The 17,871-nt window shown below is 36.7% G+C and carries 12 protein-coding genes; 8 read left to right on the plus strand and 4 right to left on the minus strand.

Going from position 1 to position 17,871, the window contains the following annotated elements; all coding sequences use genetic code 11:
• The first annotated feature begins 609 nt into the window (after positions 1 to 609).
• The 5 genes from ACPF7B_RS02805 to ACPF7B_RS02825 all read left to right on the plus strand — a co-directional run bounded on the left by ACPF7B_RS02805 (position 610) and on the right by ACPF7B_RS02825 (position 9,282).
• A complete protein-coding gene (locus ACPF7B_RS02805; RefSeq protein WP_490506120.1) occupies positions 610 to 2,298 on the plus strand; it encodes a class I SAM-dependent DNA methyltransferase in 1,689 nt (562 codons plus the stop codon).
• A complete protein-coding gene (locus ACPF7B_RS02810; RefSeq protein ID WP_490506121.1) occupies positions 2,288 to 3,643 on the plus strand; it encodes a restriction endonuclease subunit S in 1,356 nt (451 codons plus the stop codon). The genes ACPF7B_RS02805 and ACPF7B_RS02810 overlap by 11 nt, the downstream gene beginning before the upstream one ends.
• Positions 3,643 to 4,221: a DUF8453 domain-containing protein gene (locus ACPF7B_RS02815; RefSeq protein WP_490506122.1), complete on the plus strand. Its 579-nt coding sequence runs from the start codon at positions 3,643 to 3,645 to the stop codon at positions 4,219 to 4,221. Before ACPF7B_RS02810 ends, ACPF7B_RS02815 begins: the two co-directional genes overlap by 1 nt.
• Positions 4,222 to 4,314: 93 nt before the next feature.
• The gene (locus ACPF7B_RS02820; RefSeq protein ID WP_490506486.1) at positions 4,315 to 7,476 is read left to right on the plus strand and encodes a type I restriction endonuclease subunit R; all 3,162 of its coding nucleotides are present in this window, start codon (positions 4,315 to 4,317) and stop codon (positions 7,474 to 7,476) included.
• A gap of 3 nt (positions 7,477 to 7,479) precedes the next feature.
• Positions 7,480 to 9,282, plus strand: coding sequence for a transglycosylase domain-containing protein (locus tag ACPF7B_RS02825; RefSeq protein WP_490506123.1), 1,803 nt, complete (start codon positions 7,480 to 7,482; stop codon positions 9,280 to 9,282).
• Positions 9,283 to 9,368: 86 nt separating this feature from the next.
• Here ACPF7B_RS02825 and ACPF7B_RS02830 read toward each other — a convergent pair whose 3' ends face one another.
• Positions 9,369 to 10,685: an acetamidase/formamidase family protein gene (locus tag ACPF7B_RS02830; protein WP_490506124.1), complete on the minus strand. Its 1,317-nt coding sequence runs from the start codon at positions 10,683 to 10,685 to the stop codon at positions 9,369 to 9,371.
• Between the two features lie 178 nt (positions 10,686 to 10,863).
• Entirely contained in the window at positions 10,864 to 11,829 is a 966-nt protein-coding gene (locus tag ACPF7B_RS02835) for an AEC family transporter (RefSeq protein ID WP_490506125.1), read from the minus strand.
• A 321-nt stretch (positions 11,830 to 12,150) separates the two neighbouring features.
• Here ACPF7B_RS02835 and ACPF7B_RS02840 point away from each other — a divergent pair, with 321 nt between their 5' ends.
• Entirely contained in the window at positions 12,151 to 12,807 is a 657-nt protein-coding gene (locus ACPF7B_RS02840) for a hypothetical protein (protein WP_490506126.1), read from the plus strand.
• A 57-nt stretch (positions 12,808 to 12,864) separates the two neighbouring features.
• On the plus strand, positions 12,865 to 13,059 hold the full coding sequence (locus ACPF7B_RS02845) for a hypothetical protein (RefSeq protein WP_490506127.1): 195 nt from the start codon (positions 12,865 to 12,867) through the stop codon (positions 13,057 to 13,059).
• A gap of 228 nt (positions 13,060 to 13,287) precedes the next feature.
• Here ACPF7B_RS02845 and ACPF7B_RS02850 read toward each other — a convergent pair whose 3' ends face one another.
• A complete protein-coding gene (locus tag ACPF7B_RS02850) occupies positions 13,288 to 14,205 on the minus strand; it encodes a hypothetical protein (protein WP_490506128.1) in 918 nt (305 codons plus the stop codon).
• A 305-nt stretch (positions 14,206 to 14,510) separates the two neighbouring features.
• Here ACPF7B_RS02850 and ACPF7B_RS02855 point away from each other — a divergent pair, with 305 nt between their 5' ends.
• A complete protein-coding gene (locus ACPF7B_RS02855) occupies positions 14,511 to 16,622 on the plus strand; it encodes an nSTAND3 domain-containing NTPase (protein ID WP_490506129.1) in 2,112 nt (703 codons plus the stop codon).
• Between the two features lie 49 nt (positions 16,623 to 16,671).
• Here the strand turns inward: ACPF7B_RS02855 and ACPF7B_RS02860 are convergent.
• Positions 16,672 to 17,744 (minus strand): IS3 family transposase gene (locus ACPF7B_RS02860; protein WP_490506130.1). Its coding sequence is split into 2 segments (ribosomal slippage): positions 16,672 to 17,483 and positions 17,483 to 17,744, totalling 1,074 coding nucleotides; the frame shifts between segments, so codons are not numbered across the junction.
• Between the last annotated feature and the right edge of the window lie 127 nt (positions 17,745 to 17,871).

The raw sequence follows: 17,871 nt of genomic DNA on the forward strand, positions 1-17,871 counted from the left end.
ATCTAATTAACAATATATAACAATTAGAGATAAGTTTTTATATTGTTTTAGCTCCTTTTGCGCTATTTTTAGGGATATTTACCTTAAATAAAGAAATTATGATGTATGTCAACTTATACCAATAAATGAAAAAAATTTTCCGCTACCTGTGACAATTTTTGTTATGATTTGTTGTTCTGTACGGTAGTTTCACTAGACCCAAACAGCACATATTTTATGTGTTCTAATGGATGCTATTTTACAGAAAGGGCTAAAGTGCCCAATATCCTTATTGGTGAATTCCATCACAATTCATCCTACTCATTGAGGATCACTTTCTCCCAAGGTATAAAAAAATGTGAAAATCTGTATCACTACTCATAATCACATCTCTTAAAAACAATAAACCTTAATGGGAGTATCCATTCAATTGCCGGCATAGCGCCGGCTTTTTGTTTTTTTGGGGGGGATTATAAAAATTTTTCTAGCTCTCAACTACCGATTTTCAAGATGAGCTTTTATCAGTTAAAAAGTAGAAAAATAGGGTAGAAGGGGATATTATCTATAAAATGAATAAAACATTATATAAAACTAGTAAATAGATAATTAATTTGGGAGTTGTAACGTTAGATGGATCAACAAAAATTAGAACAAGCCTTTTTAAGTGACCTAGACAAACGTCTTTGGGAATCTGCAGATAAATTACGTAGTAGCTTAGATGCTGCTAATTATAAGCATATTGTGTTGGGCTTGATTTTCTTAAAATATATCTCCGATAGTTTTAATCATCGCCGAGAGATATTAATTCAAGAGTTTAAAGATCCTGATTCTATCTACTATCTTGAAGGTGCAACAGAAACTGAATTGCTCGAAGAGTTGGAAGAGCGCGATTATTATATTGAGAAGAATATCTTCTGGGTACCGCGTAATGCTCGTTGGGAGTTTCTCAAGGAGCACTCTGTGTTGCCATTTCCCCAAAAATTGGTCAATGATGCCGGCAAAGAACGGACCATCAGTTCGGTCAATCGTCTCGTAGATAATGCTTTTGATGAGATCGAAGAGGCGAATCAGAAGCTTAAAGGCATCTTAAATCGTATCTCAGGTTATCAGTTAAGTGATGATAAATTAGCAGAATTAATTACCGCTTTCTCTTTGACCGATTTTAATCATCCTGAATATAAGGGGAAGAAGCTCAATCTCTCTAGTCACGATATCCTCGGCCATGTTTATGAATATTTCCTCGGTGAATTTGCTTTAGCGGAAGGAAAGCAAGGCGGGCAATACTATACGCCGAAATCGATTGTGACGTTGATTATTGAGATGCTCGAACCATTTGAAGGACGTGTCTATGACCCGGCAATGGGTTCTGGCGGTTTCTTTGTAAGTAATATGCGCTTTATTGAAGAGCATGCCGATCGCACTCACAATAATCGTAAAATTCGTAAAGAGAATATCTCTATCTATGGGCAAGAGAGCAACCCGACCACTTGGAAATTAGCGGCGATGAACCTTGCCATTCGCGGGATTGATTTTAATTTTGGTAAACAAAATGCCGATACCTTTACCAATAATCAGCATCCGGATCTGAAAGCCGATTACATTATGGCCAATCCCCCTTTTAATCTAAAGGATTGGTGGCACGAATCTTTGCAAAATGACCGTCGTTGGCAATTTGGTACACCTCCTGCCGGCAATGCGAACTTTGCTTGGCTTCAACATATGATCTATCACCTTGCGCCGGAAGGTTCCATGGCGTTACTCCTTGCCAATGGTTCTATGAGTTCGATGACCAGTGGCGAGGGTGATATTCGACAAAAGATTGTAGAAGCGGATCTCGTAGAATGTATGGTGGCATTGCCGGGGCAACTCTTTACCAATACGCAAATTCCGGCGTGTATCTGGTTCTTAACCCGAGATAAAGGGGATCAGCCTACGCGCAATCGTAAAGATCGCCGAGGGAAAACGCTCTTTATTGATGCCCGTAATATCGGCTATATGAAAGATCGTGTTCAGCGAGATTTCAGCGCCGAAGATATTGCGCACATTGCCGATACTTTCCACGCTTGGCAAGCGCAGATCGATCAATATGAAGATATCCCTGGTTTCTGTTACTCCGCTGATCTTGCCGAAATTGCCAAGAATGATTTCGTTCTTACGCCGGGGCGTTATGTAGGGGCAGAAGAGGTGGAAGATGATGGCGAGCCCTTCGCCGAGAAAATGGCTCGCTTAACCGAAACCCTCAAAGCACAATTTGCCGAAAGCGCCGAATTAGAAACAGCGATTCGTAAGAATTTGCGGGGGATTGGGTATGGATTTTAATTCCTATAAACTATCAGATATCTTAGAAATTATAGGTGGGGGAACTCCCAAGAGAAGCGAACCAACATATTGGAATGGAGAGATACCATGGCTTTCTGTTGTTGACTTTAATAACAATGAGAGATTTGTTAATGAAAGTACAGAAACCATAACTAAACTTGGACTAGAAAAAAGTAGTACAAAATTATTAGATAAAGGTGATTTAATTATTTCTGCCAGGGGAACTGTTGGAGCCTTAGCGCAATTAACAAAAAAAATGGCATTTAATCAATCTTGCTATGGTCTCCGAGCAAAACTAGAGATTACTGAAAATAATTTTTTATATTACCTTGTCAAATTTAAGATTAGTGAATTACAACAAAAAACTCATGGGGCAGTTTTCGATACAATTACTCGAGAAACTTTTAAACATATTCATGTAAAAATCCCTCATTTAAAAAACCAACGAAAAATAGCTCAAGTGCTCGGTGACCTAGACAAAAAAATCACCCTCAACAACCAAATCAATGAAACCCTAGAAGCGATGGCGCAAGCGCTTTTCAAAAGTTGGTTTATCGATTTTGAGCCGGTGAAAGCGAAGATTAAGGCGAAAGATGCCGGTCAAGATGCCGAGGGGATTCTTCTTGCGGCAATGAGTGCTATCTCCGGCAAAGAGATTAAAGCATTGAAAGTATTACAAACCACAGCGCCGGAAGAATACGCCGAGCTAAAAGCCATCGCCGAACAATTCCCCGATAGCCTCGAAGAGTCAGAGCTAGGAATGATCCCGAAAGGGTGGGAGGTTTCTAGTTTAGGTGCTCAATATCATATTACGATGGGGCAATCTCCAAAAGGAGATACGTATAACGAAAATAATGAAGGAACGTTATTCTTTCAAGGACGAGCGGAATTTGGTTGGAGATACCCAACACCGCGATTATTTACCACCGCTCCAAAAAGAATAGCAAAAGCTGGAAATGTTTTAATGAGCGTAAGAGCGCCAGTTGGAGATTTTAATATTGCATTAAATGATTGTTGTATTGGCAGAGGATTAGCTGCATTACAACATAAATCAGGATCACAAACTTTTACTTTCTATCAGATGAACTCTTTACAAGATGTATTAAATAGATATAACGGTGAGGGAACAGTATTTGGTTCTATTAATCAATCAAACTTAAAATCTATTAAGAGTGTTTTTCCCACTCAGAACTTGATAGATAAATTTATTTCAAAAGCTCAGAAATTAGATGATTTAATAAAAAATTACAGTATTACTAATTTGGCATTAACTGAACTCCGAGACACACTCCTTCCAAAACTCCTCTCCGGCGAGATTGATGTGAGTAATGTGGAGATTATGTAATGAATTATTTGATAGCAATAGCCACAATTGTAAGTGGATTTTCTACGTTAGTAATAGCTCTTTTAACCTGGTTTTTGTGGAAAGAAAATAGAGCATTACGAAAAGCAGGATCAGCTCCTCATTTAGTTGCTTACTTTGAAATGCACCCTGATGGTAATAGTGTAATAAATATTGCAATTATGAACACAGGACAGGGGGCAGCAAGAGATTTTTATATTGAACTAGTATGTGATGAAACTAATTTTGAGCAGTATTCTCTTATTTATGATTATTCTATAAAAAGACGCGGACCTTTCACTCTGCTTCCTCAAGGTGAAAAATTATCTGTGATGTTTGCTGTAGGATATCAACTTTTTGCACCACGAGACTTACCTGAAAGGCAACCTATTAATCCTTTTCACATAATATTGGAGTGGAAGTCGATAGATTTAACTACAACTTACAGAGAAAAGTATCTTTTAGATATTAAGCCATATAGTCATCTGGTAGGACTTATTCATGAGCCATATTTATTAAGAATTACAAAAGAAATGAAAGCCATAAATAAAAGCTTAGAAAGGCTTGCTAATAAAAAATAGGTGTATCAGAAAGTTATAACGATTAAAGAATGACTATTAATTAATTTAAGTCATTGCGGTAAAGGAATGAGCAGAGCGAGAGATAACGATATGATGGATGAAAAACAGTTAGAGATTACGGCGTTAGAATGGTTCAGAGAGATTGGCTGGGAATATCACTTTGGCCCTGATATTGCGCCTAATGGCGAGAGTCCACTACGGGAATCCGATAGTGATCCATTCTTAATGCCCCATATTGAAGAGGCTTTCTATCGTATTAATGATTGGCTCCCGCCGGCTCAACAGTCGGCTGTTTTTGAGGAATTGTGTTCTCTGCTTCGTACTCGATTACCGGATCTCATTGCTAATAACCGGCAGATGACGGAATATCTGCAAAATGGTTTTCCTGTCTCTTATCAAGATGAAGAGGGCAACCGGCAACATGAACGTGTCTTTCTCATCGACTTTCAAATGCCGGAAAGTAACCGTTTTCTAGTGACGAATCAAGTTGCGATTACCGGCAGTAAAGGGGTGCGCCGGCCCGATATTGTTGCTTATATTAATGGTTTGCCGATTGCTGTTATTGAACTGAAAAATCCCAGTAAGGGTAAAGATTCCTTAGCGGTGAATCGAGAGGCATACCATCAATTGCAAACGTATAAAGAGGAGATTACAGATCTCTTTATCACAAATGGTGCGCTAATAATTAGCGATGGTTTTATGGCTCGAGTTGGTTCTCTATCAGCCGGATTTGACCGCTTTATGCCTTGGCGAACGGTGGAGAAAGAGAGCGATACGCCCCAATTGAGCTTTGAATTGCAAACCTTGATCTATGGCTTTTTTGAGCCAAAACGGCTACTTGATTATCTTCAAAATTTCGTACTCTTCAAAGAAGATGGAAAATCAGTCTTTAAAATCATCGCCGGCTATCATCAATACCATGCCGTGCAAAACGCCATTGAAGCCACCGTTGTGGCCAGCAATCCTGAGCTTGGTGATGGGAAAATTGGGGTTGTTTGGCATACGCAAGGCTCAGGTAAATCGCTCTCGATGTGTTTCTATGCCGGAAAGCTTCTCAAAACACCATCAATGCATAATCCGACTATTGTAGTGGTAACAGATCGTAATGATTTAGATGATCAGCTCTTCGCGACCTTTGCCGGCGCTGAATCCTTATTTCCAAATTCAAAACCAGTGCAGGCAGAAAATCGAGGGCAATTAAGACAGCTACTAGCAGAGCGAGAAGCGGGTGGAATCATCTTCACAACGGTACAAAAATTTGCGCCAGAAGAGATCGGAGGAGAGCATCCGGTTCTCAATAATCGTAGCAATATTGTCGTGATCTCCGATGAAGCACACCGTACACAATATGGTTTAAATGCTACCTTAAATGAGCAAGGGCTCTACACTTATGGTTACGCTAAGCATATGCGAGATGCATTGCCAAAAGCCTCTTTTATCGGTTTTACCGGTACGCCGATTGCTGTTGATGATCGTGATACGCGCCAGGTATTTGGGCCGGATATCTCCGTCTATGATATTGAAGCGGCGGTAAAAGATGGAGCAACTGTCCCGATCTATTATGAGCCCCGTTTAGCGCGCCTTAATATTGATGATGCGGAGCTTGAACGGCAAGAGGAGGAGCTTGAGGCCATTTTAGAAGATGCCGATCTAGAGGAGCGAGAGAAGCAGAAAGCCACATGGAGCCGACTGGAAAAAATTGTCGGTGCGCCGAGCCGTATTGAGATGGTGGCCGAAGATATTGTCCAACACTTTGAGCAGCGTAATCAGGAGAGTGAGATCCCCGGCAAAGCGATGATCGTGGGAATGAGCCGGGCAATCTGTGTAGAGCTATATGAGGCCATTGTTAAACTTCGTCCTGATTGGCATAACGATGATCCACAACAAGGTGAGATCAAAATCATGATGACCGGCAGTGCCTCAGATCCTCAATCGTTCCAGCAACATCTCTACAATAAAAATGAGCGCAAGGAGCTCGAATCTCGCTTTAGAGATCCCGATGATCCTTTTAAGCTCGTGATTGTCTGCGATATGTGGTTAACAGGTTTTGATGCGCCATCTTGCCATACGCTCTATATTGATAAGCCGATGCGTGGGCATAATTTGATGCAAGCGATCGCAAGGGTTAATCGCGTCTTTAAGAGTAAATCGGGCGGATTAGTGGTGGACTATATTGGGATCGGCAAAGAGCTAGAAGCTGCTTTAAAAGTCTATACAAACGCCAAAGGGAAGGGGAAACCGACCATTGATGTCGAAGAAGCTTTTAAACAGCTTGAACGCTATCTTGAGATTATTCGAGGGCTATTTGCTAAAACGCCGACACAACCCGGATTTGATCTTGCCGGTTTTGATAGTGAAACGGCTCCCTTCTTACTGATGAATGCGGCGAACTATATCTTAGGGCTTAAAAAAGATGAAAATGCCGGCGATGGAAAACAACGTTTTTTAGATGCGTTATTAGGTGTGAATAAAGCACTCTCTCTCTGCTCCACAATGCCGGAAGTAGAGCCTTACCAAAAAGAGATCGCTTTTTACAAAAGACTAGGCAAATTGATTCGCAAAGCAACTTCAGATGCCGCCAACAAGCGTCAACAAAATAGCGATCCGATCTTTGAGCGCATTATCCGTAATGCGATTAGTGCCGATGGGATTATTGATCTTTACGACTATTGTGGCGAGGAGAATCCACGAATCGATATTTTAGATGAGCGTTTCTTTGATACTGTGCGCGAAAGTAAGAATAAGAATCTCTCTTTGGAGATGCTCAAGCAATTGATCAATAACCAAGTTAAAGCAAACTTTAAAAATAATCTGGTGCAAGAATCTAAATTCCTAGATCGCTTAAAGGAGACGATGGCTCGCTACAATAATCGCACCATCGAATCTGCTGAAGCAATGGAAGAGCTAATCACTATGGCAAAAGATCTTGCTAAAGCGGTGGAAGAGGGGCAAAAATTGGGTCTTGCCTATGATGAACTCGCCTTCTATCAAGCCCTAGCTAATAATGATTCTGCAGTTGAAGAGATGGGTGATGAGCTTCTTAAAACAATTGCCAAAGATATCACCGAGCAACTCCGTCGATCTGTCACTGTCGATTGGCAAAAAAGAGACAGTATTCGCGCAAGACTTAGAATTCTTGTTAGTAGAACGCTAAAACGTTACGGCTATCCTCCCGATGGGCAGAAAAGTGCCGTTGATCTTATTATTCAAAATACAGAAATAATCTCTGATCAGTGGACGCAGGAAATGATTTAAAAGATGGAAGATAAGATGTATTGGTTTAGGGATTATTCTCAAATCAAAATTGATGATAAAAACAGAGATATATATTTAAAAGAATATGAAAGTGCAACAAAACAGCTAGAACTTGAGGAACGTCTTTTTAGTAATACAGTCAGCCTTTCATCAATATTAGTAACAATATTTACAACGTTATTTATCACTAACCTTGAAAGCACTAAACGTTTTGTAAGCAAATTCAGTTACATCAAGATTGATTCAATACTACTCTTATTTACCGTATTAATAATGCTGTTTAGTAGTACAGCACTAAAATATTTTGCTACTAAAACGCGATCTATTATTTCCTCAAGGAGAAAAGTTGTTCTTATTCGAGGGTTGATGAATTGCGATTATGATAATTTCAGTGCAATTTTACCTAATTGGACAGTCCATGGAGCAACTAACCCCTTTTCAATAAGAGTTGGTAGTAGTCATTCCTATTTTATATTTTTATTAATTTCTACAGTTAGTGCTTCTTTATTATTTTTTTTGACACAAGAAATACAGCTACTAAAAGTCCTTAATAACGACGTTATTACTTTAGTAATAGTTCTATCGATACTCTGTTTTTATAGAGCTTTTTCGGTTAAAAAAATGACCCCAAAACAGATGTGGTTTACGGTAGGGTATATCGTAATATTTGAATCAATCTATTTTGCTATGAAAAAAGGTATTATTTCAGCCTCATGGATTAATTCACATTGGGTAATTGTATTTTGCATTTCTTTAGTTTTCGCAATATTTATTGAATCAGCATTTAATTCTAGAGTTAGTATTGAGCGTTCAATCAGGAATTTATTGTTCTTGTTAATAGCTATTTTTTTAAATAGTTATATTTGTAATTTTTTAGCTGGATTGCAAAATATTAAGATACCAACATCTACATCTTTTTTAATTTCTATCAGTTGGTTTTTATATTGTTGGCTTATTTATCAAAAAAATTTATTCGATAAATTTGAAAATTTCATTCTATTTTTCGGAAAAAAAATAGCATTTATCTTAAATTATAAATTGCATCATAATATGATCTTTAAGACATATCAGGCAATGATGGCTGTTAGTGAAATCAAGAGATTAAATGTCTCTTTAGTTGAAATCAAAAAAATAGTTATCGAAATTGAGGATCGACGCTTTATTAAGAGAGAAGATGTTACAGATATTAGATCTCTTTTGAGGGTTGTTTATTCTATTTTGTTTAAAAGAAAGATTATTCCCGATAAGGTCAAAAAATATTTTAAAATATCTAAGAATATTAGTCCATTTTCTGGAGGATCTACGATTCCCCAACAATTATTTAGAACTTTGTATTCTGCTGAAACTTCTTTAGCAAAGAAAAAATTACGAAGAAAATTCCTAGAATTATATTTTAGCTATTGGCTTTTATCTATATTTAGTAAAGATGAGATTTTAGATCTTTATTTAGCATCGGTAAGATATGAAAAGGGTCAACATGGAATTTTGTCCGCCATTAAATATTTTTTTGGTGATGGTTATTTTTTTAGGATACAAAATTTTAACTTAACACCTGCTCAATCTTTCTTTTTAGTAGAAAGGCTTTCCAATACACGATCTAAATTTTTTTGGGATAAAATAAAGCTTTTAATAAAGAGATTACACGAAGAAATAGGAGATGATGGTAAGGTTTTATTATCCAATAAAGATATTCAAGAACTTATATGTCTTTATAAAAAAGCAATTGATAGAGGCAAGATATTAGTGTCCTGTAAGATAAAGACAAATAAGAGTTTAAATGATTTCTCCCAAAATTATCCAGCTTAAACAAAAATCCAAAGTCTATTTCAACTTTGGATTTTTTCTTTTTGGCTTTGATAAGCCGTAAGCCGGTCAATAACTATAAATCGATTCTAACAATCAGATTGCTCAAAATATTGTTTTTCAACTGTCGTTAATATTCCTGCTTTTTCTAAGTACTTTTTAGGCGCTAAAAATGTTGCTGTTACGACACCAGGATTACGGCCAATTTCAATAGAGCCGGTGATGGTCGCTCTATTCATAATCTCTGTTACAGGAACATCAAATAATGTTGCTGCTCGATTAAGGGCATTATCTGTTGCTTGGTTAAGAGTTGGGCCAGTGCCGATAAATGCTACGGGATATGACTCTTCTAATGCCGGTACATCCCATTTTTTAGCAAGTGCTTCGGCCGCTGCCTTTTCATGAGCATTAAAACATTTTGCCGTATAAGGTAAATCATCATGATTAGGTAATAAGATAGGACCATCAAGCGTTACATTTTTTAAAACATCTACTTGTAGATGGGCAATGCCGGCAACATCGGTGGTATGGCCTGCGATCTCTCCATCGCCTTGCATCGCGTGCATATCCCCTAAATAGACACCTCCTCCCGGAACTTTCACCGGACAGATCAGTGTTGCGCCTGCTCGGACTCGACTAATATCGAGATGCCCATCAGTTTTATGCTTATTAAGCGCTTCTTCTGTTAAGCCATATTCATGGCTTGCTCCCACTAATGATGCGCCAAAATCGCCGGCATTATGGGAATCGGGCAGGGGAGTTGAAGGAGTTGTTCCTAATTGACCTAAGAAAGGACGCATTCTAGCCACAGTTCCTACAAGATCATGCGGCGCTAAAGTAACAACAGGATTTTGGATAGAAGCTTCGGGTGTTCCCATATAATCACGCGCTTGATGGGCAATCTCTTCAGCTTTCTCTTTTGTGAGGGTAATCCCAATCTTATTTTGATGGTCAAAAACTATTGTATAACCATTTGTTAAAAGAAAAGGTATTGCATTCGCTCCGCAGTTCTCACAGCGAATTGCTTCTAATCCGATCCCTTCAATTTTAGTCATTGGTCTTAAAGTATCGCAGGAATCACATTTTGCAGCGACAAAGGGGTCATCATTAAATCGCCCCTCTACAGGCTCATCACTGCCGGAAGCAGTAGCCATTGAGACAACATCAACATTAAGAATCTTTATTGCGATAGCATCACCGACCTCAGCACCTTCGATATATACAGGTTGAGTCACTTCATGCCCACCCTTGAGTGCCGGAGTTATCATTGGACCCCAACATCCTGGAGTAGTATGAGCTACAATATGCCCTCCATCTTTAACTGGCCCGAGCATCGGTTTATTAGGATCTAAAATACCATCCACAAAGCTATTAACTAAAAGTGTATTAACTGCTTTTTTCATCATAACTACCCCCATTTTTCAAGTGAAACAAGGTTTACCTCTTAATATCAAGATAGCATATTCCGTATAAATTATTGACAATAAAAGCAGAAAACTTATATAAGCTAATGAATCTTCTAGAATACTTATAATAAAATCTTCAGGTGATCACCTTGCTTTATAGATTTTTATATTTAGGGGCCTATACCGCCAACAGATAGATAAATCCTCCGATGGTTAATGGGGATAGAATGGTACTTAGTAACAGTGCCGAGGGCATATTTTTTTCTGCTACTTTATATTCGATTGCGAATACAACGATGATCGGCATTGCAGGAATTGCCATTGTAATCACTGCTTGAGCGACAGTTTTATGATCGAGTCCTAATGCAGATGCCGCAAAATAGATCGCTGCCGGTGCCGCAATATTCTTTAATATGACAATAAACCACGTTAAAAAATCTAATCGAATTTTGTAGGCGGCTAACATAATCCCGGAAGCAAAAAGGGCGACTCCGGAAGCTGATGATCCCAATAAATTGAGGGATTTACCAAAAAGAGAGGAGAGATCGAGGCCTGAAAAGACAATAATAACAGCAAGAATTGGTGCCCATACTAAAGGTTTTTGTACAGTCTCTTTTAAGTGCTCAATAAATATGGAGCCGGCATCTTCTTCTATCTCTTTATCATTTTCTGCTTGCTCACTCTTCATTTTTCCGACCGTTAAAAGATAAACAGTGAAGGGGACGATCGTAACGTTAATGACAATACTACCGATAGCCATCGGTACTGCACCAGATGTGCCGAAAACACCTTCAAGAATTGCAGGACCAAAAAAAGGAACGGCAGGTCCGGCAACAGCAACCGCTACTAATGCGCTAGCGCTAAGGGATAATCTTAGTAAGAGGCGAGAGATAAAATAGACAACAATATAGGTAATAACAACACCTGCAGTAATTGTTGTAAATAAGGGGAGACTTTCAATTAAATATTCGCGAGAAGTACTGATTGTTCCGGCAAAAATTGCCATCGGGACGGCATAGGTTAAAACCATTCTATTTAAAATAGGAGCATCATTACTTGTAAAATCGTGATGCCAGGCAGCAAAAAAACCTAGTAACAGCGTTACGACAATAGGGAGTGTTGTATCTAATACTGTCATCATCATCTTGATCACCATATCCTTTTATTATTTTATAAAGAACTTTAAAGCTATTTACCAGATTATAATTTTTGAAATTCTTTAAAATCATTTTTTAATTATATTTAGATAATATATATCTAAACAGGAATTTAAAATAGAGTCTTAAATATCTTAAATATAAAGTGGTTCCTATCTGTCTAAAAGCTACTACTAAATAAGCACCCATTAAATTGGGATTGAGATTAAAATTGATCGATATAGATAAGCTCAAATGTTCGATAATTTTCATCTCTCTTTTAGATTTTAGGCTATCATTTCCTTCTTTTCTTTAGATACTTTTACACTATGAAATTTCCAAATCGCACCAATACGCTCTTTATGACAATGATATTAAGTTTAGTGTCATCGCTTGCTTATGCTGATACAGCTGTTTTTCAACAAGGGAAAACCGTTTTTTATGATGGTTCCTTGAGTGATGAGGCAAATAGGGAAGTAGCGCTGCTATTGGAAAAAGATCCTCAGATCAATATGCTTAAAATCAATAGCCGAGGCGGTGATATCGAGATTGGCTTAGATCTTGGAGAGTTAGTTTACAATCATCGATTGAATGTTGAGGTTGGGAATTACTGCTTCTCATCTTGTGCGAATTATGTTTTCCCAGCAGGGAAGGTGAAGTATCTTAATGATCAGAGTCAGCTCGGTTGGCATGGCGGAGCTCTGCAGAAGATGGAGTTTGATGATCCCGAGATGGAGTCTTTCTACCTAACCTATATTGGTCCTATTCAAGAGCGGGAGAAGCAATTTTTCGAAAAGATTGGTGTTGATCAAAGCTCAACAATTGCCGGACAGCAACCAGAGTATGAATCATATAATCACTGTATCGGTTGGCGTTATAGTCGAAAGAAGATGGTAGATTTTGGGATAGATAATATTCGCTATAAACAGTTTAGATGGCGTCCGGCAGATCAATTTGAAGAAAAGTGTATCTTTATTGTTGATTAATTCTATTTTTATTAATTCTATTTCTATTACGGTATGATCTTATAAAAGAGAGGCTTTATGGGCGCTTCCGCTGCTGCTGGTGGTTTTATTATTGTTATTTTTATTGCCATCCTTGGCTTTCTACTCTTTTTAGGGTTGTGGATCTATCGCCGGCGTTATTTACGAGGATCGAGAGAGATCTCTAAGCTCAAACTCTTTGGGATCAATCTATCGATGGTGATTACGGTTTTCCCGGCAGTTATGCTTCTTTGAACCATCTTTGTTACAGAAATCACCGATCTGATCACTGAAAAGCGAGCTTTAGAAGAGCTTAAAGAGCGTTATTTTCAAGTAGAATTTAACGAATACACCTATGCAGTTAGTTCACGAGAATTGCTGTCTGAAAAAAACTGATATGGCAGTGATTTAAGGTTTGTTGATTATGGCCAAGTTCATGAACAGAAAGATTGGCCGTAAACATAAGCCGAGAGTTATTCTTTTTTAACTTTGATTGGGGGGGATTCTATATTGAGACTTTGAGTTAATGTCTGTGGTGAAGCAACGGTCTTTTTTTGCTTCATTCCAGTCACAATATTCATAATAATTTCCCTGACGGTATCCCCATTTGCCATACACTAAAATTAACCATTCTTGCATTTCTTCTTTCAACTTTGGGTTCTTATTAAAATTAAAGTTTTGGAAAACGGCCAGTGTTTCTTTGTAGGTTTTAGCGCTATTAAATTTTAGTTCTAAAATTAAAGGCTGAATAGAAGAGATTGGCGATAATTCATTTTCTGATTTGCGGTAGAAACTAGCTCTTGCAGCCGTCTCTAAGTATATGGCCTTTCTTTCATTGCAAAAATGCTTGCCAGATTTTCTGATCTTTGCTTCAACAAGCTTAGTGTAAAACAGCCCCTTAGAATATAAAGGACTATTGGCACTTCTTTGGTCTAATAATAATTTTTGTACTTCAATATTGGCGTATTTTTCTCTAATTGATAATGAACTAAATACATCATGCAGTTGTTTGATAGTTTTTATATCTTTTTTACAGTCAATGTTAGCTTCATCATTATTAACGTTTTTTCTATTGGAGTCTTGTTGCTTGTTTAAATTCTTGGAGCCTGATCGTTTAGACATGCTTTCTAATAATTGATTAGGATTAAAACTGTTTTCATTAAACTGTTCAGGGCTATTTACTGATTGAGTTTTAGAAAAAGGGCATCCAGAAATATGGTTGTGTTCAGGGTAAGTTGCTCTAAAGTAAGATGAATTAACCCCATCTGCATCGCAACGATATAAGTGTGCATCACACTCAAAATTGGGGCAGTAAAATCTCTGATCTTTACTTTCTTTGTAAGCATCAGTCCTTTGTACTGTAATGGTTCTTGCGGAATCTCTAAATACATAAGAACTCATAAAATCTCCTTATTTACTTTTATTTTATTGAAAACAAGATTTTTATAATTATATCAGTAATTGGTAATCAAAAAATTAAAGGAGTATTAATGTGATCAACTGCATGAACTGAAAGATTGGCCATAAATAGAAATCAAATAACCAAGCTTCACGGAGTGAAATTCATGAAGTTACCCATAAGATAAACTAGCTTTCATGAAATAAAGATATTAAAGACTTATATATAGACTAACATAAAGCTAAGTTAATAAATGATTGCTACAATGATCGAATTACGATGATTGAAAGAAATAATGGTGATAACGATGAATTGGAAAGCTTTCAGTGTAAAAAACAATGAAAAAGAACCTTGGGCATTTGAACGATTATCTTACTTATTATTTTGTGCCGAATTTGATATTAGAATTGGATTATTTCGTTATAAAAATCAAACAGGAATTGAAACAGAACCTGTCAAAAAAGATAATCAATATTATGGTTTTCAAGCTAAATATTATACAACTTCGATTTCCACCAATAAACATGACATTATTGATTCAATTCAAAAAGCAAAAAAAACAAACCCTCATCTGCAGAATATATATTTATACCTTAACCAAGAGCTATCCGAAAGTAATGATAAAAAGAATAAAAAACCTAAATATCAATTAGCTATTGAGGAGTCAGCTAAAAATTTAGGGATAACTATTCATTGGCGAGTTCCTAGTCATTTAGAAGTACAGCTATCTTTGCCTGAAAACAAATACCTCTTCGATTTATTCTTTTCTCTTGTTCCTAATGAGGGAAATTTATATGATGAAATTTATCAGCATAATCATCAAATCCTACAAGCAATACAGACAGAGATTCCTTTCGGTGATCAAAAAATTAAAATCGAACGCAGCGATATTGTTAACGAAATCAAAAAATGTTTACAAAACAAAAAAAATATCATCATTTCAGGAGAAGGTGGCTGTGGTAAAACGGCATTATTTAAAGAGTTTTATAATCTTTACAAAAAAGAAATTCCTATGTGTATTTTCAAAGCGAACGAACTCAATGTATCTCATATTAATGATATTTTTCACTTTGATAATAAATTCACATTTGTACAATTTCTCAATACCTTTAAAGATGAGTCTATCAAAGTCTTTGTTATTGACTCAGCTGAAAAGCTTGCAGAGTCCACAAACAATGAGATTCTAATCTCGTTAGTACAAACGTTAAAAGATAGTGGCTGGAATATTGTATTCACAACTCGTTATTCTTATCTCAATGATTTACTTTTCCATATAAAAGAAAACTATCATTTATCCTGTGAAATTCAAGATGTTTCACTTATTGATATTGACCATTTACAATCTATTTCAGACAATTTTCACTTTTCACTTCCTGAAAACCAAAAATTCACAGAGAGGTTAAGAAATTTATTTTATCTAAGTGAATATATCCAGCAAAATGCTTATATAAATAAGAATGGGAGTTTTAAAGACTTCATCAATTTGCTTTGGAAAAAGCGCATACAAAATAACTCAATCCAAAAAGACAATCTCCACCAAGAAAGGGACAAATGCATTGTCAACATTGCAAAATGCAGATGTGAAACAGGTAAGTTTTATATCAATGCAAATCATCTACCGCAGACCGCTCTTTTTCACTTAAAACAAGATGAAATCTTAGCTTATGATGAAGCACATGATGGCTATTTTATCACTCATGATATTTATGAAGAATGGGCTTTAGATAAAATCATCTCTCGTTGCTATTTGAATCATTTAGAAATTAAGCAGTTTTTTGATGAACTGGGAACCTCATTGCCAATACGAAGAGCATTTAGGCTATGGTTGTCCGAATCCTTATTAATGAATGACCAAGAAATAATAAACTTTATCCAAGAAGCTTTTGTTCATAGTCAAATAACTCAATTCTGGAAAGATGAAATCTTAGTTTCAGTTTTATTATCAGACTATTCAGCGGAGTTTTTTAGATTATTTACACAAGAAATGATGGCTAATGATGCAGAAATATTGAAACGAATTTTATTCCTATTACAAATTGCTTGTATAGATATTCCAACAGCTCAAAATTTTGAAAGAACACTCCCTAAAGGTAAAGGTTGGAAAGAAACGATCGCCTTTATTTACAAAGATAAATCAGAATTTTTCTACAAAAACTTCAAACTTGTCCTACCTATTTTAACTATTTGGTGCAAATCTAATGATAAAGGTAATACAACACGAAATTCAGGTTTACTAGCCATCAGTCTGATAGAAAAAAGCGAAAGCGAAGAAAAATTTTACATTCGTAATGAAAAAGAGGATATTTTTAAAATCATTTTTAATTCATCATTTGAAATTAAAGAGAAGTTAAAAACAATCTTTGATCAGGTTCTTACAAATAAATGGACAAAACACCGTAATCCTTATGTTGGGCTGTAAACCTCCCCTTTTTAGGGCTATTTAAAAGTAGAAGGTTTCTCTTGGTTTATTAAAGTTGACACGGTGGCACAGATCCAATGGCTGAATGGGGTCTTTCATTATTATAACTCCATAGCCATTTAGTGGAGTAAATTTGTGCTTCATTGATTGTTCCAAACAGATAATTCGATAGTAACTCCTCTCTTACGGTGCGGTTAAATCGCTCAATATAAGCATTTTGTGTGGGTTTCCCCGGTTGAGTATAGATCAGAGTGATCTTCTTTGAATTAGCCCAATCAATTAATTTCTGGCTAATATATTCAGGGCCATTATCACATCGAATCGCTGCAGGCTTTCCTCTCCATTCAATAATTCTCTCTAAGGAGCGAATCACTTTTTCTGTCGGTAAACTAAAATCAATATCCACGCAAAGACCTTCTCGATTATAATCATCAATCACATTAAAAGTTCGGAAATAACGTCCATTTTGCAAGCTGTCAGACATAAAATCCATCGACCATATTTGATTAATATCTGTCGCTAATCCCAATGCTTCGGGGCAATTTCTGATGATTCGTTTTTTAGGTTTAATTCTGAGATTAAGCTCTAATTCCCGATAAACTCTTAAAACTCGTTTATGATTCCATCGGAACTTTTGAATATTTCTCAAATAATCAAAACATAAACCAAAACCCCAACGCTTATGAGCTTTAGTTAACTTCAGTAACCAAGTTTCAATGAGTCTGTTTTCGGAAGAGGCTTTGGCCTGATAGTGAAAAGCCGTTTTGCTAATCCCAAATATCTCACAAACTAAACGAATGGAGATATCTTGAGTCTTTAAAACAGCTTTAGCCATCTCTTTTCGTTGAGATGGCTTTACCACTTTCCCTCTAAAGCTTCTTGGCGGATACGGGACTTTAAACATTCTTCAGCATACATTTTTTTGAGCCTTGCATTCTCCGCTTCTAGCTCTTTTAAGCGAGTAATCATCGAGGCATCCATGCCTCCATATTTTGAACGCCACTTATAAAATGTCGCCGAACTAATCCCATGCTCTCGACATAAATCGGTCACTTGCACGCCTGATTCATTCTGCTTTAAGATCGACATGATTTGTGTGTCTGTGAATTTTGATTTTTTCATAGTCAATTTCTCCTAAGTAAATAATACGAGAAAATTCTACTTATAGTCGGTATTATTTTTAGGGAGGATTACAGGGCTGTGTACTAATATATTAGACAAACCATATTTAGCAACTAAATTAATTGTT

Source organism: Ignatzschineria sp. 22MB058224 (genome assembly GCF_058188435.1).